The organism is Embleya sp. L77 (assembly GCF_055557415.1).
Genome location: NZ_CM145710.1, coordinates 2,883,359 through 2,901,795, shown reverse-complemented (window position 1 = coordinate 2,901,795; position 18,437 = coordinate 2,883,359). Strand labels below are relative to the sequence as shown.

General features: G+C 70.3%; 16 protein-coding genes. 7 read left to right on the top strand and 9 right to left on the bottom strand.

Annotated elements, in window-relative coordinates; translation table 11 throughout:
• Positions 1 to 11: 11 nt before the first annotated feature.
• A complete protein-coding gene (locus tag ACZOOI_RS42160) occupies positions 12 to 1,127 on the bottom strand; it encodes a serine hydrolase domain-containing protein (RefSeq protein ID WP_465282116.1) in 1,116 nt (371 codons plus the stop codon).
• Between the two features lie 283 nt (positions 1,128 to 1,410).
• Here ACZOOI_RS42160 and ACZOOI_RS42155 point away from each other — a divergent pair, with 283 nt between their 5' ends.
• Positions 1,411 to 3,024 carry a PucR family transcriptional regulator gene (locus tag ACZOOI_RS42155; protein ID WP_465282115.1) on the top strand — a complete coding sequence of 538 codons (1,614 nt, stop codon included), beginning with the start codon at positions 1,411 to 1,413 and terminating at the stop codon, positions 3,022 to 3,024.
• A 175-nt stretch (positions 3,025 to 3,199) separates the two neighbouring features.
• Here ACZOOI_RS42155 and ACZOOI_RS42150 read toward each other — a convergent pair whose 3' ends face one another.
• The 4 genes from ACZOOI_RS42150 to ACZOOI_RS42135 all read right to left on the bottom strand — a co-directional run bounded on the left by ACZOOI_RS42150 (position 3,200) and on the right by ACZOOI_RS42135 (position 5,660).
• Positions 3,200 to 4,135, bottom strand: coding sequence for an anti-sigma factor RsbA family regulatory protein (locus ACZOOI_RS42150; RefSeq protein ID WP_465282114.1), 936 nt, complete (start codon positions 4,133 to 4,135; stop codon positions 3,200 to 3,202).
• Positions 4,132 to 4,473 (bottom strand): STAS domain-containing protein, encoded by a 342-nt coding sequence (locus ACZOOI_RS42145; protein WP_465282113.1) that lies wholly within the window; start codon positions 4,471 to 4,473, stop codon positions 4,132 to 4,134. Before ACZOOI_RS42145 ends, ACZOOI_RS42150 begins: the two co-directional genes overlap by 4 nt.
• A gap of 187 nt (positions 4,474 to 4,660) precedes the next feature.
• Positions 4,661 to 5,386 carry a DUF2637 domain-containing protein gene (locus ACZOOI_RS42140; RefSeq protein WP_465282112.1) on the bottom strand — a complete coding sequence of 242 codons (726 nt, stop codon included), beginning with the start codon at positions 5,384 to 5,386 and terminating at the stop codon, positions 4,661 to 4,663.
• A 76-nt stretch (positions 5,387 to 5,462) separates the two neighbouring features.
• Complete coding sequence (locus ACZOOI_RS42135; RefSeq protein ID WP_465282111.1) at positions 5,463 to 5,660, bottom strand: hypothetical protein; 198 nt, start codon at positions 5,658 to 5,660, stop codon at positions 5,463 to 5,465.
• 1,024 nt (positions 5,661 to 6,684) lie between these two features.
• On the opposite strand from ACZOOI_RS42135, the gene ACZOOI_RS42130 reads away from it, so the two are divergent.
• Positions 6,685 to 7,431 (top strand): IPT/TIG domain-containing protein, encoded by a 747-nt coding sequence (locus tag ACZOOI_RS42130; protein WP_465282110.1) that lies wholly within the window; start codon positions 6,685 to 6,687, stop codon positions 7,429 to 7,431.
• Between the two features lie 179 nt (positions 7,432 to 7,610).
• Positions 7,611 to 8,912 carry an IPT/TIG domain-containing protein gene (locus tag ACZOOI_RS42125; RefSeq protein ID WP_465282109.1) on the top strand — a complete coding sequence of 434 codons (1,302 nt, stop codon included), beginning with the start codon at positions 7,611 to 7,613 and terminating at the stop codon, positions 8,910 to 8,912.
• Positions 8,913 to 8,988: 76 nt separating this feature from the next.
• Here ACZOOI_RS42125 and ACZOOI_RS42120 read toward each other — a convergent pair whose 3' ends face one another.
• The 3 genes from ACZOOI_RS42120 to ACZOOI_RS42110 all read right to left on the bottom strand — a co-directional run bounded on the left by ACZOOI_RS42120 (position 8,989) and on the right by ACZOOI_RS42110 (position 11,909).
• On the bottom strand, positions 8,989 to 10,626 hold the full coding sequence (locus ACZOOI_RS42120) for an FAD-binding oxidoreductase (protein WP_465282108.1): 1,638 nt from the start codon (positions 10,624 to 10,626) through the stop codon (positions 8,989 to 8,991).
• Positions 10,627 to 10,946: 320 nt separating this feature from the next.
• Positions 10,947 to 11,270 carry an SH3 domain-containing protein gene (locus ACZOOI_RS42115; protein ID WP_465282107.1) on the bottom strand — a complete coding sequence of 108 codons (324 nt, stop codon included), beginning with the start codon at positions 11,268 to 11,270 and terminating at the stop codon, positions 10,947 to 10,949.
• A 231-nt stretch (positions 11,271 to 11,501) separates the two neighbouring features.
• On the bottom strand, positions 11,502 to 11,909 hold the full coding sequence (locus ACZOOI_RS42110; protein ID WP_465282106.1) for a multicopper oxidase domain-containing protein: 408 nt from the start codon (positions 11,907 to 11,909) through the stop codon (positions 11,502 to 11,504).
• Between the two features lie 455 nt (positions 11,910 to 12,364).
• On the opposite strand from ACZOOI_RS42110, the gene ACZOOI_RS42105 reads away from it, so the two are divergent.
• From ACZOOI_RS42105 to ACZOOI_RS42095, 3 genes are all read left to right on the top strand, one after another.
• A complete protein-coding gene (locus tag ACZOOI_RS42105) occupies positions 12,365 to 13,105 on the top strand; it encodes an ANTAR domain-containing protein (RefSeq protein WP_465282105.1) in 741 nt (246 codons plus the stop codon).
• A 42-nt stretch (positions 13,106 to 13,147) separates the two neighbouring features.
• On the top strand, positions 13,148 to 13,879 hold the full coding sequence (locus ACZOOI_RS42100; RefSeq protein WP_465282104.1) for an ANTAR domain-containing protein: 732 nt from the start codon (positions 13,148 to 13,150) through the stop codon (positions 13,877 to 13,879).
• A gap of 72 nt (positions 13,880 to 13,951) precedes the next feature.
• Positions 13,952 to 15,265 carry a PP2C family protein-serine/threonine phosphatase gene (locus ACZOOI_RS42095; protein WP_465282103.1) on the top strand — a complete coding sequence of 438 codons (1,314 nt, stop codon included), beginning with the start codon at positions 13,952 to 13,954 and terminating at the stop codon, positions 15,263 to 15,265.
• A gap of 978 nt (positions 15,266 to 16,243) precedes the next feature.
• Here ACZOOI_RS42095 and ACZOOI_RS42090 read toward each other — a convergent pair.
• A complete protein-coding gene (locus ACZOOI_RS42090; RefSeq protein ID WP_465282102.1) occupies positions 16,244 to 16,654 on the bottom strand; it encodes a tautomerase family protein in 411 nt (136 codons plus the stop codon).
• Positions 16,655 to 17,082: 428 nt separating this feature from the next.
• Here ACZOOI_RS42090 and ACZOOI_RS42085 point away from each other — a divergent pair, with 428 nt between their 5' ends.
• Positions 17,083 to 18,396, top strand: coding sequence for a ricin-type beta-trefoil lectin domain protein (locus ACZOOI_RS42085; RefSeq protein ID WP_465282101.1), 1,314 nt, complete (start codon positions 17,083 to 17,085; stop codon positions 18,394 to 18,396).
• Positions 18,397 to 18,437 lie beyond the last annotated feature (41 nt).

The following is an 18,437-nucleotide window of genomic DNA, read 5'->3' as shown; positions in this document are numbered from 1 at the left end:
GCCGGTTGCCGTCAGCGCAGGTCGCGCATGAGTTTGCTCATGATGGAGTCCACCTTGTCCGAGTCGAACGATTCCGAGCCGATCAGCAGGGTGACCGCTCGTCGGCCGTCGTCGGTGACGGCGTTCCTGAACTTGTGGCCGCTGGACATGCTGCCGCTGTGCCCCCAGAGGACAAGGCCGGGGAAGGGCTCATGGCGCTCGACTCCCAGGCCGTAGCGCTCATTCGCGACGTCTTCCGAAACGGTCTTCTTCATGTCGGCGAGTTGCGCCGGAGCCAGCAGTTTCCCGGTCAACAGGGCGGTCCAGAAAGCGGTGGTGTCCGCACCGTCGGAGATCAGCGCGCCCGACGCGTCGGCCTCGGAGGTGTTCCATTCCGTCCTGTCCACCAGCGTGCCCCGCCGCACCGCGTAGCCGCGCAGGTCCGGCTTGGGGATCGTGGTGCGATCGCCGGGCCACTGGGTCTCGCACAGTCCGAGGCGGTCGATGATCCGCTCCTCGATCTCGGTGCCGATGCTGCGGCCCGTGACCTTGGTGACGATCAGGCCGACCAGGTTGTAGTTGGTGTTGGAGTAGGCGAAGCCGGACGCCGTCCGGTCCGGCTCGGGCAGGGTGAGCGCCTGCCGGACCGTCTGCAAGGGCTCGATGTGATCCCAGCGGTGCGCGTCCTCGTCCTCCCAGAACGGGGCGTCCAGGTAATCGGGCAGGCCGCTGGTGTGCTGCAGCAGCTGCCGGATCGTGATGCTGCGCCCGTCGTACGACCTGGTGCGGACGAGACCGGGCAGGTAGTCGTCCACGGTGTCGTCGAGATCGATCCTGCCCTCGCCGACGAGCTGAAGCACGACCGTGGCCGTCCAGGTCTTGGTGTCGCTGCCGATGCGGCTGTGCTCGTTGCCGACGGCCTTGCGGCCCGTTCTGCGATCGGCGAGACCGACACCGCTGTTTCGGACACCGCAGTTCGGACTCTTGACCGTCACGCTGATCCCCGAGACGCCGATACCTTCCAGTGACTTCAGGGCCGTCCGGATGGGCGCGGTGTCACACTGCGCTGTCGTGGTTGCCTGCGCGGGCAACGTCACCAGAGAGGCTGCGCACGCCAAGGCCAGGACAGCGCTCGTTCGGTATCGCATGTGGTCCCCTTCTCATTTGTGCACTACTGATGCGTGTGGCGTCATCGACACGGGCTCGACGGCCCGACTCGGCTCGATCTCGAGCACCCGCACGAGGGACGGTGACGGTGACCGCGATTGCTTGCGCTCCACGGGGCCGTGGAAGGTACGGTCACTGGACATGCCCGCCGCACGCTTGCCGGATTGAGCATGCGGACAGCGTGGCGTCTGGACTGGCCGGATACATGCGGTGCCCGTCCAGAGATTCCCCGAATGCTTTGTGTGTCTGGCTAAAGAGGTGAGGATGCTCGATACCGGGGTTCCCGATCTCGGACAAGTCCTGGAAGTGTTGGGCACGTCGCTGCTGCGGCCGTTGACCGTATCGCCGGAAAAACCGGTGCCGGTCTCGGGCGTACTCATCTTCGAGCGGCGGGCCGCACTGCCGCTTCCCCCCGTCCGAGACGCGATCCTGCTCGCCGTGGGCGTGGGGATGGTCGAAGCGCAGGCGATGGAACTGGTCGATGCGGCGGCCGAGGCCGGGTACGCCTGTGTGGTGGTGAAGAGTTTCGGCGAGCCGGTCACCCGGCTGGTGGAAGCCGCCCAGCGGTCCGGCGTCGTGCTGCTCGCCGCCGACGAGGCGGTGGCCTGGCACCATTTGGATGCCATGATCTCCTCTGCCCTGACCCCGACGGAGCGTTTCGGGCAGGCCGCGGGTGCCCCGGCCGTCGGCGATCTGTTCGCGCTGGCCAACGCGATCGCGGGGATGGTGGGAGGAGCCACCGTGATCGAGGATCCGCAGCGGCACATCCTCGCCTACTCGACGCTGCCCGGCCAGGCCGTCGACGAGGGCCGCCGCCAGGGCATCCTCGGCCTCCAGGTGCCGGACGGTCCGGAATACGACGAGCAATACCGTGTGCTCACCCGGGCCGGCCGCACGTGCCGGTTCCCCGCCGTTCCCGGGGGGTTTCCGCGTCTCGGGATCGCGGTCCGGGTGGGGAGCGAGGTGTTGGGTTCGATCTGGGTCGTCAACGCCGGGGAACACCTGGACTTGGTCGCCGAACAGGCCCTGGCCGATGTGGCGAACAACGTCGCGCTGCACCTGCTCGCAGCCCGCACCACGGAGTCCGCCGTCCGGCGCAGGTACGCCGACCTGTTGCGCCGGCTGCTCGCCGATCCGAGCAGCGTCTCCGCGGTGGCCCCACAGCTCGGCCTGGACCCGAACTCGCCCGTCGCGGTGGCCGCGTTCGCCGTCGCCTCGGTCGGTGCCGAGGATGTTCTCACGGCCCAAGCCGCCACCCGGCTCGCCGACCTGGTGAGCCTGCACTGCGAGGCGCGCTACGGCAGGCACGGCTGCGCGTTGATCGACGGAGCGGTCTATGCGCTGCTGCCGAGCGGGCCTTCGCCCAACGCGCATCGTGAACTCGTCGGCTATATCGCGCGGCGGGCCCACAGCGCGCTCCGCGTGCCCGTCCGGGCCGGACTCGGCTCGCTCGTCCCGGGACTGCGCTCGATCGAGAGCTCACGCGCCGACGCGGACCTCGTCCTGCGTGCGCTCTCCGAGCGGCCGGGTGATCCGGAGCCGTGCCAGGTGGCCGCGATCGACGAGGTGTGGGCCGGCGCGACGCTGTCCGCGCTGGCCCGGATGCTGGCCACACACGAGGGGCTCCCCCGCGGACTCGGGCCGGCGGTGCGTGCCCACGATGTCGAGCACGGCACCACCTACGCGTCCACCATCCTCGCCTACCTGGACGCCAACGGCGATGTCGCTGCCGCCTCCCATCGGCTGTCCGTGCACCCGAACACGATCCGGTACCGGCTTTCCCGCGCCACGGAGATCTTCGGCTTCGATCTCGCCGACCCGGACGAGCGCCTGGTGTTGTGGCTGCGGTTGCGACTCGGCGACCAACTCGGCTGGTAGGCCCGTCGGCGCGCCGTCCCACCTACCGCGCGCTCATGCGGCGCCGGGAACCGGCGATGGAGGCAAGCTCGGCCCGCAGGGGGCGCCGGTCGTCTCGACAACCGCCGCCCGGCGGGCCGGGCGTCCGGTTCGCCGCAGGCCGCCGCGGGCCGGGTGCCGCGGCGGCGTGCTCCCACTATCCGGACGTCGCGCTGTGCACGTTCACGCGCATCCGTGTGGTTGTTCCGGTCTCGGTCGAGCGGATTTGGAGCAGGTCACAGATCTGGTTGGCGATCCACAGTCCGCGTCCGCCGTCCTGATCGGCGGTGGGGCGGTGTCGCCCGGCGAGTGGGTCGACGACACGGCCCGTGTCCCGGATCTCGCAGATCAGGTGGGTGTCCTGGCGCCACAGGATGATCGTGCCGCTGCCGCCGCCGTGCACGACACTGTTGCCGGCGATCTCGCTGATCGCCAACAGGGCGTGGTTGACCTGGGGACGGGGCACGTCCGACAGCACCCGGCGGACCAGGGCCCGGACGCCGGCGAGTTCACCGGAGGCGAACGCGAGTCGCTGTGCGTGCGCGGGTGCGGGGGGCAGGGCGGGGCCCAGCAGGGTGGCCGCGTAGTCGTCGGGGCGCGGATGTGGGTGGTCGATGCGGGCCTCGCCGTCCAGGACCTGCGGGTGGGAGTGGCGCACCGCCTCGATGGTGTCGGGTCCGAGGGTGGTGGTGTCGTACGGGCACAGGAGTTGCCACGGCACGCCGTCGAAGGCGAGGTTGAGGAGGGTCTCGTGGTGGCGGCACTCGACCAGTTCGGCTTCGTCGCGGCCGGCCCAGATCGGCTCGCCGATTCCGCGGAAGGTCCGGGTGCCCTGTTCCCGGGTCCATTGTTGCCATGTCGGGATGATGCGGGCGGGGTTGCGGCCGACGCGTTCCATGTCGATCCAGGTGACCCCGTCGGCGTCGGCGGCCAATTCCTCCCGCAGGGCACCCGCCCGGGGTTGGATCACCGCGACCGCGACCGCCTCGTCCGCGGCCAACCCCTCGCGCACGAACCGCGCCGTGCGCGCGACGAAGTCGTCCAACCCCGCGTAGAGCAGGGCGTCATGACGGAACTCCGAGACCGCGTTCATCCGGTCGTCACCCTCTCCAATGCCAGGCCGGGCACCTGCCCCCACCCCGCCAGCTCGACCAGATCGCACAACTCTTCCGAGGCTTGGCGCAGGACCAGCCGCCGCCCCTCCTCCAAGGCGCGAGCGGTCTCCACGAGGGTTCGGACGCCGGCGACGTCGATGAACCCCAACGACGACACGTCGACCAGGACATCCCCCGGCTCGGCGCCCCGCTGCGCTTCCAGCGCGGACCGCACGTGCGCGCAGTTGTCCAGGTCGACCTCCCCCAGGAGCCGGACGCCGGGCTGCGGCGAGTTTCGCTCGACACGAAGCACGCCGTCGTCGTAGTCAGCACTCACGTCTGTGTCCCTCGTTCGCCGGACGCTTGTGCAGAAGATACTCGATACCGAACCCGTGTCGCCGCCTCGGGCGAAGTGTGCGGAAATCGCGCACGCACGCCACCGAACGCCGGGTCCGGCCGGCCGAGGAAGTATTCGGGGCGAACGGTACGCGCCGCCCCGCCGGCGTGCTCGTCACGATTCGGGTTCAGGGCGAAGGGTCGCGAACTCGGCCGGGGGTGGATCGTCGGGGTGGTCGGGTGAGGGTGATCTGGCGTACGAGCTGGTGCAGGCAGACCGTGGTCGCCACCGCGGGCAGGACGGCGACGACGACGCCCTGGACGGTCATGGGGGCGTGGGTGAGGGAGAGCGCCATGGACAGGCCGGCGAAGGCGGCGACCACGATCCACGAGTGCAGTGCCCGACGGCGGTGCAGGCTGGAGCGCAGGATCGACAGCGACGCCACCACCCACGGCCCCTGGACCAGGACGGGCCACCACCGGGCCGGGCCGGTGGTGGCGCCGGCGGTATGCCGCAGCGGCGCGAGGGTGATCAACGCGCCGAGCACGCTGATCGTGGCGACCAACACGACGCTGGCCACCACCATGAAGCGGCTGAGCCGGTCCAATCGCCGCGCACCGGTGGTCGGCCGGGCGATGGTGGTCGGGGGTCGCCGGCGATGGCTGCCGGATCCCCGGTTCGGCGCCGGTAGTTCGACGGTGGCGAGAACGTCGTCGACCGGTTTTCCCAGGAGCCGGGTGAGGTCGGTCTCGAATCGCGGATCCCCCACCACCGCGAACGACGAGGAGAGTCCGTCGAATGACGCGGCGGCGTTCGGTGTCGGCCACTGCCCCACGTCGGGGGAGGATGCGGCGCCCGCAGGGAATTGCATACCGGGCGGGGGGTAGGGGTCGTATCCATAACCTTCGTACATGGGCCTGATTCATTAAGGGCTCGGGCGTTGCCGGGTGCCGAATACGGACTCCCGCTCCGGCGGATGGTTCCAAAATTCACGAACGTCGATCGTCCAGGACGTCGTCGAGGCGGCGCGAGTACTCCGCGGCGATCAACACCATCGTCAGGGCGAACTGCTCCATGTCGGCGGAACAATGACGAAGCAGGACGCGATACCCCGCGCGTTCGATGTACGCGTGCGGAGATCGTTTGAGGAACGTCGCCGCGCGAGGGGTGAGTACCCAATCCCCCATGGGGAAGGTGCGTTGGGCAAGCGCGGCTGAAGCCGCAGCGGAGTCGGATGCTCTGGGAGTCACGCCGGGGGTAACGACTCGCTCTCGTCGTGGGCTCTGCTCCGAACCGGTGAACGACAACCCCGATTCGTGTCCTTTTCGAGCCCCCGTTGTACATTTCCGAACACCGTAACCGCGGAGCCTTTGCCGCCGAGAGCGCAAATTCCTTGCCGGCGCAGGGAAGCGTGACCGTTCACCCGAGGCTTTCTTTACCTTCGCAATGGGCAGCACACGAGTCGGCAAAAACTCGGGGCGCCCACCGAGCGGCGGGACTGCCTTCCGCCGCGTGCGTATTCGGGCCCCGCGTCGGGGTCGCAACGACCGCGCGAGCGCCCGGGATTCCCTCGGTCCCGAGGCGGGCACGATCCGGTGCGGTGCGGTGCGGTGCGGTGCAGCCGCGGCGTGCGCGGCGAACCCCCGGGTGTCCCAGGGGTGTCGGCGACAACGAGCGGCCGGCCGCCCGGCAGGGGGCGCTCGGGCGGCGCGGGTGGGTGGCGCGGGTCGTATCGCCATGTGGCGACGCACCCTCCTGCGCTCCGCCATCGGAGTGGCTTGAATTCGCCGCTCTTGTCACCGGATTCACGCGTATGGGTTACTGAGGACATCCAACGGTAGGTGCCCATCCTTTCGGGGGACGCGACAGCCGACGCGTCCGTGAGCGCCCCTTGACCGGGGAGCAACCGGCATCCGCGTCGGATGTGGCGATGGGCTCCCCCGCAGGGGCCTTGGATGGGTCGGCCGGTGCCGAACCCGGCACCGGTCGATCCGGTGGCTCGATCCACTCCAGGCTCCCCTTCGGATGTCGTTCTTGTCTCCAGCCCTTGCCCGGGGCCTTCACCCAGGGCCGCCGGACGTCGGCGCCGTGGTCACGATCCGCTTGTGACCGGACGGCGGTCCGCAAGGCAATCACCGGGACCGACGCGATCGCCGGGAGCGGCGGATATCCCGTTCCACGAATCCGCAGGACGACCACAAGGGGACAATCATGCCCATCTCACCCAATCAGGGCTCGACCGGGGGCGGAACCCTCGTCACCATCACCGGCACGAACCTCTCCGGCACCACCGCGGTGAAGTTCGGAACCAAGCCGGCCACCGGCGTCACCAACGTCTCGCCCACCCAGGTCACCGCCGTGTCGCCGTCCGGTACCGGTACGGTCGGCGTGACCGTGACCACCCCCGGCGGCACGAGCAACCCGACGCCGTTCTTCTACGTCGGGGCACCGTTCAAGTCCTCGCTGAGCGACACTTCCGGAGCAACCGCAGGCGGCGAGACCATCTCGATCAACGGCACCGGCCTGTCGACCGCCACCAGCGTGGCCTTCGGCGCCAACACCGCGGTCCCCACCGTCGTGTCCGACAGCCTGATCAACGTCGTGGTCCCGGCGGGGGCGGCGGCCGGTCCGGTCGGTGTCACCGTCACCACGGCGGGCGGCACCAACAACGGCCTGTCGTACACCTACATCGACAGCCCCGCCGTCACCACCATCGCCCCCAACGAGGGTCCGACCTCCGGCGGCACGGCGGTGACCATCACCGGGACCAGCCTCGGCAGCACCGAACAGGTCACCTTCGACGGCTCCCCGGCACCGTTCTCGGTCATCTCGCCCACCTCGGTCTCCGCGGTGACGCCCCCCGGCGCCGCCGGACCCGCCGACGTGGCCGTGACCAACCCCGCCGGCACGGCCACGGTCGTCGGCGGCTTCACCTACGTCGCCGGCCCCGGCATCTGACCCGATCCCCGGCGGCCGCCCACCGCCGGGCACACCGGGACATCGGCCCGGACGACGCGACGTCCGCATCCGAAGACGAAACCCGACGAACACCGAACACCGAACACCCGCACCGAGCCACGGCACGCCGCACACTCTCCGGGCCGTGGCTCCTCCCTGCCGGACAAAGGACCGAAGCCGTGAATCATCCCGAGTACCAACCAATCACCGGCTCGGAAGCCCTCCTTGCCGCTCCCGTCGTCTCGGTGCTCTCCCCGGCCCAGGGACCGGCCCCCGGCGGCAATACCGTCACGCTCGGCGGCAGCGGGTTCACCGGGGCCACGGCGGTCAAGTTCGGTACCACACCGGCGACTTCCTTCACCGTGGTCTCGGCCACCCAGATCACCGCGGTCGTCCCCGCCGGGCTCCCCGGACCGGTCGCCGTCACCGTCACCACCCCCGGCGGCACCAGCAACGGCATCACGTACACCTACGTCCCGTTCGTCTCGGTGCTCTCCCCGGCCCAGGGGCCGACCCCGGGAGGCAACACCGTCACCCTCAGCGGCAACGGATTCACCGGGGCCACGGCGGTCAAGTTCGGTACCACACCGGCGACTTCCTTCACCGTGGTCTCCGATGTGCAAATCACCGCCGTCGTCCCCGCCGGGCCTGCCGGGCCGGTCGCCGTCACCGTCACCACCTCCAGCGGCACCAGCAACGGCATCACCTACACCTACATCGGCCAACCCGTCGTCACGGTGCTCTCCCCGGCGCAGGGACCGACATCGGGCGGCAACACGGTCACGCTCACCGGGACCGGATTCACCGGCGCGACCGCCGTGAAGTTCGGGAACACGGCGGCGACTTCCTTCACCGTGCTCTCCGCCACCCAGATCACCGCCGTCGTCCCCGCCGGACCCGCCGGACCGGTCGCCGTCACCGTCACCACCGCCAGTGGCACCAGCGCCTCGAACATCTTCTACTTCTACGTCGCCGCGCCGGTCCTCACCGGGGTCGACCCGACCCGGGGGCCGACTTCGGGCGGCAACACCGTCACGCTCACCGGGACCGGATTCACCGGCGCGACCGCCGTGAAGTTCGGGAACACGGCGGCGACTTCCTTCACCGTGCTCTCCGCCACCCAACTCACCGCCGTCGTCCCCCCGGGGACGGGCACCGTTTCGATCACGGTCACCACCGCGGGCGGCACGAGCAACGGCCTTCTGTACGCGTACGTTCCCGCACCCACCCTCACCACCCTCGTCCCGGCCCAGGGACCGACGGACGCCGGGTCCGGCATCACCCTCACCGGCAGCGCCCTGACCACCACGACCGCCGTCACCTTCGGCGGCACACCCGCTGCCTTCACCGTGGTGTCCGACACCACCGTCACCGCAACCGCGCCCGCGGGACCGGCGGGACCCGTCTCCGTCACCGTCACCACATCCGGCGGCACCAGCAACTCCCTCACATACACCCGAGTGCCCTCCCCCACGATCTAGCGTCGACCGTGCTGCACGCCATTGCCCCGACACCCCCGGCGGTGGGCGGGGCAAACGGCCGGGCAGGGGCCGCGAGTCACTCGGTCGGCGGCACGATCGACTGTCGGTGGTGGAAGTGGTTCTCCGGGTCCCAGGTCTTCTTGGTCAGTTGCAGGCGGGCGTAGTTGTCCTTGTAGTAGAGCCTGGGGTATTGCGGCGCCGGGTCCGTCGCGATCCCGAGGTCGACGTCGGGATAGTTGACGTAGGCGCCGTCCGTGGTGAGGTCGTGCGTGGCGTCGCTGATCTCGGGGACCCCGCCGGTCTCCGCGTAGACCGCCTCGTAGAGGCCGCGCAGGAAGTCCAGGTGCGCCGAATCCTGGGCGGGATCGGTCCAGTACGTCTGATATTGCAGCTTGAGGACGGAATCCCGCTGTGGGACTGCCGTCTCGTGCGGCCGGACCGCGTTGATGCGGCATCCGTACGAGTCGATCTGGACCAGGGTCTGGGTGAGATCGACGTCGGGGACGTCCCGCGTCAGCCAGGTCCACATGCCCGCGATCTGCGTCGCGGTGAACGACTTGCGGTGGTAGGCCGACTTGTACTTGCCGCGCTGGTTGGGGCCCGATCCGTTCAGCGTCTGGGTCGCCTGCAACCAGGGCATCCTGCGGTGCTTGTCCGGGTAGGGCAGGAAGTGGTCCCCCACGGTGTACATCTGGGTCGTCGACCCGGTCCGCAGTCCCGCCTCGACCGCGGCGAGGAAGTCTTCGACGGGTCCGATGTCCTCCCCGGCCCACTGGCTCGAGAGCACGACGTTGCCGTTGCTCTTGTGGGTGAGTTTCAGCAGGCTGAACAGATTCTGGTAGAGCGGCTCCTCGGCGCCGCTGTGGGTTTCGAAGAACCTGCTGTAGTTCTCCACGAGTTTGGTGAAGTCGTCCGGGTTCTTCATCAACTCGGCCCACGGCCACGCGACGCTGCTGAGCCAGACGTTCGGCGGCGGCGCCGGGATGGACTCGGCGAAGTAGTAGCGCAGGAGGACGCCGAAGTTCCCGCCGCCACCACCGGTGTGCGCCCAGAAGAGGTCGGACGTGGGGGAGCCGGGCGGATCCGAGCGGTGTGCCCGGGTCACCACGGCGCGGCCGTCCTCGACGGTGACGACGTCCACCTGGACGAGGTGGTCCACGGTCAGGCCGTCGCGGCGCGAGAGCACCCCGTATCCCCCGCCGCAGACGTGGCCGCCCGCGCCGACCGAGTAGCACGAACCGCCCGGAATGGTCACGCCGTACCGACGAAACAGGGTCGTGTAGATGTCCCAGATGGTGGCGCCGGACTCCACGCCGTAGGCGGCCTTGCCGTACTTGTCCTTGGTCTTCCGGACGTCCTTCATCGCGCTCATGTCGAGGATCACGCCGCCCGTGTTCTCCACGAAGTCCTCGTAGCAGTGGCCCCCACTGCGTACGGTCGGCCGCAATCCCTGTCGCAGCGCCTCGTCCACGCCCGCGACCACGTCGTCGTCGCAGGTGATCACCTGGATGTAGCGGGGGCTGCTGGTCCAGCGTTGGTTGAAGCCCTGACTCAGGGTCTGGTACCGGGGGTCGTCGGGGAGCACACGCGAGGCGCCCGATGCCGCCGCATCCCCCTCGGCGGGACGGGGGTTCGCGGACGCGCCCGGGGTCTCCGCCGCCTGGGCCCGGCCGTCCCCCAGCCCCAGACCGGCGATGGAGGCCCCTGCGGCCACGGCTCCGACGGAACCCAGCAGATTTCGTCGCGATACCTCGTGCGGCATGTCTCAACTCTCTTTCGCCGAATGGCCGGGAGAGCACCCACACTCCCCCGCACTCGGCCAAAGCCCGGCGTGACACGCGCTGCGAGCAGCCGGATCCCCTCTTCCGGGCCGGCGCATCCTGCGGCCGCCGGGGCAGGCGCGCATCCCGCGACGCGCGCCTGCCGCGCCCTGAGCGACGTTGCCGACGCCGCCCGGGCGCGTACTCGGCTACGCGAGTGCGACGTGCGGCCGACCCGCGCGGGCCTCAACGCCGCACGAAGTAAAGGCCGTTCCTAGACGTAGGCCCACCACACCCAGCCCTTGACCCCACTGGCGTTGTGCTTCACGTAGTACCACCAGTTGGCCTCACCGGCGTCCTTCTGGCAGTACACGGTGACGTCGGCACCCTTCTGCAGCAACCGAAGCACCGTGGAACTGGTGCTCGGCTTGGATCGCAGCCGGACGTTGCTGCCGGAGATCTCCGCGACGTGGTCCCTGAGGTCCTGGTCGCACGAGGGGTGCGACGCGGCCGACGCGCCGGGGGCCACCACGACCGCGCCACCGGTGAGGAGCAACGCGGACGCGGTCGCCATGCCGAGTCGACGTCGAAGCGTCATGGATTTCCCCCGGGACTCGCGGTTTGTCGTACTGGATTTCATCGAATGCCCGTTCCTGCCCGCAGACCCGCGGACGACCTGGGTCGGCGGCACATCGGCCGCCGCGTGATCACAGTCGGTGGCTCACGCTAGTTCCGCGTGTCATGGCCGGCTATCCGTATCGCGCACCCCCGAGTGCACAAGGGAAGACGACAGGCACCCGAAACGACTGCACCCGTGCGCGCGGCGCCCTCAGTGGTGGGCGTGCTGGGTGCCGGGGGCGGCCGATTCCGGGGCGGGCTGTTGTCCGGGGCGGACTACGAGGAACTGGCCCATCATTCCGGAATCCTCGTGGTACATCAGGTGACAGTGGTACATGTACGGCCATCGGGCGTCGGCGTAGTCGGTGAAGCGCAAGGCCAGGCGGACGGTGCTGAACGGGCGTACGTTGACGGTGTCCTTCCAGCCGCCGAGTTCCGGCGGTGGAGCCTGGCCGTCGATGTCGAGTACCTGGAACCGGACATCGTGGACGTGGAAGTTGTGCACCCAGTTCACGGTGTTGGTCACGGCCCGGATCTCCGTGGTGTCGACGGTCGTGGTGAAGTCGATCCGGGCCGTGTCCATCGCCGTGCCGTTGATCGTGATGCCCCCGAGTGCCATCGGGCGGGTGACGGCCGACGTGGTGTCGAGCGGATCGATGCGGGCGAGCGTCGCGGGCGGCGCGGCCGTGCCGCCAGGGAGGTCGCCGCGCGCAGCGAGAGCACGTCGAACGCGTCGGCGAGGCCGAAGTTCGGTGCGGGTTGCATGGGCCGCAGGCCGTTGTCGTCGTCGAACGGATGGGCGCGCAGCGTGCGCAGTTGCCCGGGGCGCATGGACGCGCGATCCCCGGCCCCCGGCCCGCACACCGCGACCACCGCCGGCGCCACCCGGGGTCGGCCGGGGCCGCCGTCCCGTGGTCGCGCGGCATCGACACGCGACCACGTGCGGGCACGACGCGCACTCGACGCAACGGCGCCGATGGACTACGGAGGGCATCCGGACGATACTGACCGGTGAATCCATGCCCGGCCGGTTCTCGTCTGGTCGCCCACCGGCCGTGGGGAATCGAGGCTGTGGTGTCCGTCCGACCGCGTGAGGAACTGCTGGCGGCGGCGTTCGTGGATCTCGCGAACACGCTGGTACGCGATTTCGACGTCATCAACTTCCTGCACACCCTCGCCGAGCACTGTGTCGAACTGCTCGACGTCGCGGCGGCCGGCGTCATGCTGGCCACCCCCGAGGGCCGGGTCGTCGAGGCCGCGGCCTCGGACGAGCGCACCCGCGCCCTGGAGTTGGCGAGCATCGAGTGGGACGAGGGGCCGTGCCGCGACTGCTGCCACACCGGCGCCCCGGTCTCCGACGTCGCGCTGGACACCGAGACGGCACGCGAACGGTGGCCGCGCTTCACCCCCCACGCGCTGGACATGGGCTTCACCTCGGTGGTCGCGGCCCCACTGCGCCTGCACGAGACCACCATCGGCGCCCTCAATCTCTTCCGGAACCGCTCCGGCCCGCTCGACCAGGCCCAACTGCGCCTGGGGCAGGCACTGGCGGACACCGCCACCATCGGCGTGCTGCAACACCGCGCCGTGCACGAGCAGATGACCGTGGCCACCCAACTCCAGGCCGCGCTGGACAGTCGGATCGTCGTGGAGCAGGCCAACGGGTTCCTCGCGCACCATCGCGACATCGGTGTGGATCAGGCGTTCCGGCTCCTGCGCGCGCACGCCCGCGCCCGCAGTCTGCGCCTGACCGACGTCGCCCGGGGGATCCTGGACGGCACCGTGGATCCGGCCCTGATCGGCCCCGGTGCCTGACACTCCGGGCGGTGTGACCGCCTCCAGGCGAGGGCGTCCACGATGACCACGGTGCCGCAGCGCGCGATGGCCCGGTACCTGCTCGCCCAACAGGCCCGAGCCGGCCCCGGCCTGGGCCCGCTCCCGCTGCCCGAGTGTGCCGAGTCCCTGGGCCTGGACGGACTGGCCTTCCTCCTGGCACCCGGCGGCCCGCCCCCCGAACTCCTCCAGTCCTGCGGTGACTTGACCGCCCCGTTGGAGGACCTGCAGCTCACCCAGGGCCAAGGACCCAGCACCGACGCCGCCCGCGGCACGCTCTTCCTCGCCGGCGACCTCCCGTCGATCCCGCCGACCCGCTGGCCCGGACTTCTCCCCGCCGTCACGGACCTGGGCGTGCACGCGATCTTCGCGTTCCCGCTCCGGGTCGGCGTCATCGTCCTGGGCGTACTCACCGGCCACCGCACCACGCCGAACCCGATGACCCCGGGCCAACTCACCGAGGCGTTCATCCTGGCCGGATCCCTGGGCTCACTCCTCATCGGCGCCGCCGCACACCCCGACACCCCCACCGCATTGCTCGCCGAAGGGCAGGGGCTGCACTTCGCCGAGGTCCACCAGGCCACCGGCATGGTCAGCGCCCAACTGGGCGTCACCCCCGCCCAGGCCCTGGTCCGCCTGCGCGCCCACGCCTTCGGCCACGACACGCCCCTGCTGGAGACCGCCCGCGCCGTCCTCGACCGCCGCCTGCGTTTCCACACCGAGGACGACGACGACACGAGGACAGGCCGGCCCTGACCGGCGTCCAGCCCACGAGGACTGTGACCGGAAACCTCCGGCCCGACTCGAATTTCACCGGAAGAGGACGACATGACGCCCATCGAAACGACCCGGGACCCCACCACCTCGCACACCGCCGCCGTCTCCGACGCGGTGTGCGATCCGCAGCGGATCGCCGCGGTCACCGCCAGCGGCCTGCTCGACAGTCTCCCGGACGAATTCTTCGACGACCTGGCCCGCCTGGCCCTGACCATCACCGGCACCCGCGCGGCGTTCCTCACGGTCGCCGACACCGAGCGCGCGTTCTGGAAGAGCGCCATCGGCATCGACCCCGACGCCGCCGCCCGTGAGAACCCCCTCGCCGACAGCCCCTGCCACCTGTTGATCACCACCCGCGCGCCCCTGATCGCCGAGGACGCCCACTACGCACCCCGCGTCCACGGCTTCGAAGTCCTGTCCGCCGCCCGCATCGGAGCCTGGGCGGGCTATCCGGTCTTCTCCACCGAAGGACACGTCCTGGGCGGCTTCTACGTCGTCGACACGCACGCGCGCCCCTTCACCACGGCCCACCTACAGGCACTGCAGACCGTGGCCCGCGCGGCCTCCTCCGAGATCGCGCTGCGCCAGGCCCTGGCACTGGCCCGCGACGCCGGCAACGCCTCCGCCGCGCTGGCCCGCACCCTCCAGGACAATCTCCTGCCACCACGCCTGCCCACCGTCACGGGCCTGGACGCCGCCGCGATATACCTGGCCGCCGACGTCACCGGCACCGACATCGTCGGCGACTTCTACGACCTCTTCCACACCCGCGGGAAGAACTGGTGTGCGGTCATGGGCGACGTCTGCGGCAAAGGCATCGAAGCCGCCAAGATCACCGCCCTGGCCCACTACACGATCCGCACCGAGGCGACCCAACACCCCGCACCCGCCAAGATCCTGCACCGCCTGCACGAAGCCCTCGTCGAACAACGCACCGACGACCGCTTCCTCAGCGCCGCCCTCGCCATCCTGCGCCCGGGCCCGGACGGCATCACCGGCCGCCTCTCCAGCGCCGGCCACCCGCCCCCGCTGATCCGCCGCGCCGGCGGAGGCGTCGAGGAACTGCACTGCCCCGGCACCCTCGTCGGCTCCTTCATCGACGACGTCCGGCTGACCGAGACCCGCTTCCGCCTCGACCCCGGCGACGCCCTGCTCCTCTACACCGACGGCATCACCGAAGCCCGCGCCGGACGCGGCCACCCCATGTTCGGTGAAGAACGCCTCGCCGAAACCCTCGACGAAACCCGCGGTTTGGACGCCGCCGGAACCGTGGACCACCTCTCCCGCGCGGTCGCCGACCACGCCCGAGGCCAGGCCTGCGACGACACCGCCCTCATGCTCCTGCGCGCCCCACCCACACACTGAACCGCCCCACCGCCCACCGCCCACCGCCCACCGCCCCGCGCCACGTGCCGCCGCGTCCAAGGCACGTGGCAAGCCCACAGCCGACCCGGCCGCGGCGATGGCCTGTTCCCCGTTTGCCCCTGTGCCGACGGCTCTTCCCGGAATCCGCGGCCTGCGACGCGGGTCGGGTGTCGTCGTGCCTGTCCCCCGGCCGGGTATCGGCACAGCCGCGGCACGCGAACGGGGCCCCGGTCGGAAGATGTTGACCGAGGCCCCGCACGACGTCGGGCACAACCCGCACAGTTCACCCCGAGTGACCGTGTGGACCCGACGAAGCACGTCTACCCGGCTGGGGCGCCGACCACTCGACGACACGCAGGTCGTCACCCGAAAGAGTCGCGGGCGTAGGAGAGTTCCACCCGCGCCGGACCCACCCGAGCGCGCCGGCCGCGGCCCGACGGAGCGAGCCCCGATCCTTGGCCACAGACGGGCAGAGGGCCGAGAACCAGGGTCCAAGGTTCGAAAGACGACGATCCGTGATCGGAAATATCCGCCCTGTTACCCAGGTGCGACATGTCCGTGATCGTTCGTAGGCCGTACCCCGCGTCCGCGCGGGCAGCCGCATCGGCATGACGCACAACGATCCGCTCCCGAAGTCCGCCGCCGACGCCGACGCGTTGGCGGCCCTGGTCGCCCAGGCACGGCAGTGGAGCGACCCGCGGCCTGTTCCGGACCGGGGATGGACGTTCCCGGAAGCCATCGCGGACGCGATCGGCGACCGCCTGCGACGCCCCTCGCCCCGCCTTCGGGCGATCCGGGCAAGATGGCGCCGAACCCGCGACGGAGAAGGCCGGTCGAACCGCCCGTAAGCGGCCTCCGCGCGCGACCCGACACGACGTCCCCGAGCCGAGTGAGTGCGTCGAACCCACGGCCGACCGGCGTGCCCCTCCCCCGTGGCCGAGGGAGGCGGCGCCCTACGCGTCCGCGCGCTGCGCGTCGTCAGGCGGGCGGCGGAGGATCGACCAGGCCGCCGACTCCGGAGCGCCCGGCCGGGACGCCGACGAGCCGAACACCGACGTGCTCCCGGACGGATTCGCCGACCGCGCCGGCGACCGCGTCGGTGATCGCCCGGATCAACTGCCCCTGGGCGTCCTCGATTCCCGGCAGATGCAGCGCGCCCTCGCGCACGTGGAGCGCCACGACCGGGGCGTGCACACCACCGGGGGCGTCACCCGGCACTCCGCCGACGCCCCAGCGATGCCTCGGGATGCCGAAGATCTCCACGACGGCCATCGAACGCACCCCCTTGCCGTACACCCGCACCAACGCCTCGGTGAGCGACCGGACCAACCGGCCCTCGACCTCCCCGTCCAGTTCCTCCTCGTGAACACATACCTGGAAATGCGGCATCGGATTCTCCCCTCGCCGGCTTCTTCGCCCACGCCGAGTACAACATTGCTTTGCAAGCAAAGCATCTTTGCTCACAAAGGTAAACCGCATCCGCCGCGTCGATCAACAGTGAGCGGGTGCGGCGGCGGCCGGGCCCTGGGCCGGGCCGGCCTCGGAACGACCACCAGGTGCGTACCGGGCCGAGCGGACGCCGGGCGGCAACGAGCGGATCGCCCGGCCCCGCCCACCGCGCGCCCTTCCCGTCCGGGTCACACCGCGGCAGGCCGTGGCGTCGGATCCGGCTCCGATATCCCGTTCGCGCGACCGCTTCGGCCGGATGACGCGAGGCCCCACGGGCCCGAGTTCGTGCCGAGTACCTCCCTGTACCGTTGCTTTTCGGCCAGCGCCGCAAGGCATGTACACGGGCTTGAACGAAGGGTTACGGGGATTTGAAGGTCACGGGGAAACGCCGAATATCGTTGGTCGCCGCGATCGCGGCGAGCGCCGCGATCGTGGGCGGGTTGCAGCTCTCGGGCTCGGCGTTCGGCGACCAGAGCGATCAGGATGCCAAGCCGGCGCCGACCGCCGAGGCTCCGGTGCCGACCCAGCAGGCGCTGGAAGAGGTCGAGCCACCCGACTCCGCTTGGTCGGATGTGGACGGCACCGCGTTCGTCAACGGCCGAATGACGATTCCCGCAGTCGGCCCCGGCCGGCAACGCACTGCCGTGTCCGCCGCCGCGGCGGCACCGTCCGGGCCCGGGTGGAAGTCGGGCGGCGCGACGAAACTCCTGTCGACCGGCTACACGATCAAGTTCTACGACCAGAAGTCCGTCGACTGGCTGGGGCCGTACGTCAAGCGCTCCGCAGCCGAGATCCGGCGGGACACCGCGCTGCCGATCAAGGTGGACACCAACCCGGTCGGCCACGACTACGTCCGCCCCAAGGGCGAGATCGTGATCGGCGCGTTCCTCAACCCGTGCGTGACCACCACCGACGGCAGTCCGTGGAAGATCGTCATGGACGGATCCGGTACGCCGGGCTGGAGTTGCGGGTTCCACTCGCGCAGCACTCCGGACACGGTGACCAGCGGGCACGCGTACGTCAACACGTCCTTCTTCACCGCCGACGGCAAGCCCATCGCGCGCTTCGGCGAGGTCGGCATGCGGAACCACATCAGCCACGAACTGGGCCACACCCTGGGCCTGGCACACGCCGACGACGCGCCGAAGACGTGCGTCAAGGGCACGGACTCGGGCGAGACCCCGGTCATGTGCTCGGTCGTGAACGCCTACCCGGACTCCCGCGCGGGCCAGTACGTGCAGCAGTTCGACGTGCAGGGCCTGCGCTCGCTGGCCGCCGCGGCCGGCGCTCCGGTGTCCCCGCAGGGCAAGGTCACCGGCATCGCCGGCAAGTGCCTGGACGTCAAGGGCGGGAAGCCGGCCAACGGCACCCAGATCCAGATCTACACCTGCAACACCGGCCCGGGCCAGTCCTGGATCCTGCATCCGGACGGCACGCTGCGCTCGATGGGCAAGTGCCTGGACAATGCCCGCAACGCGAGCACCGAGGGCAACAAGATCTCGTTGTGGGACTGCAACGCCTCGGCCGCCCAGAAGTGGAAGCTCGACGCCAAGGGTCGGATCGTTCACGTCGCGAGCGGCAAGGTCCTCGACGTCAAGGGCGGAAGCACCGCCAACAGCACCGTGGTGCAACTCCACTCCGCCAACGCGGGCAAGGGCCAACTCTGGACCGTCCCCAAGTAGGACGAAAGCGCAACCGAGGCAGGACCGAGGAAGCAGGACCG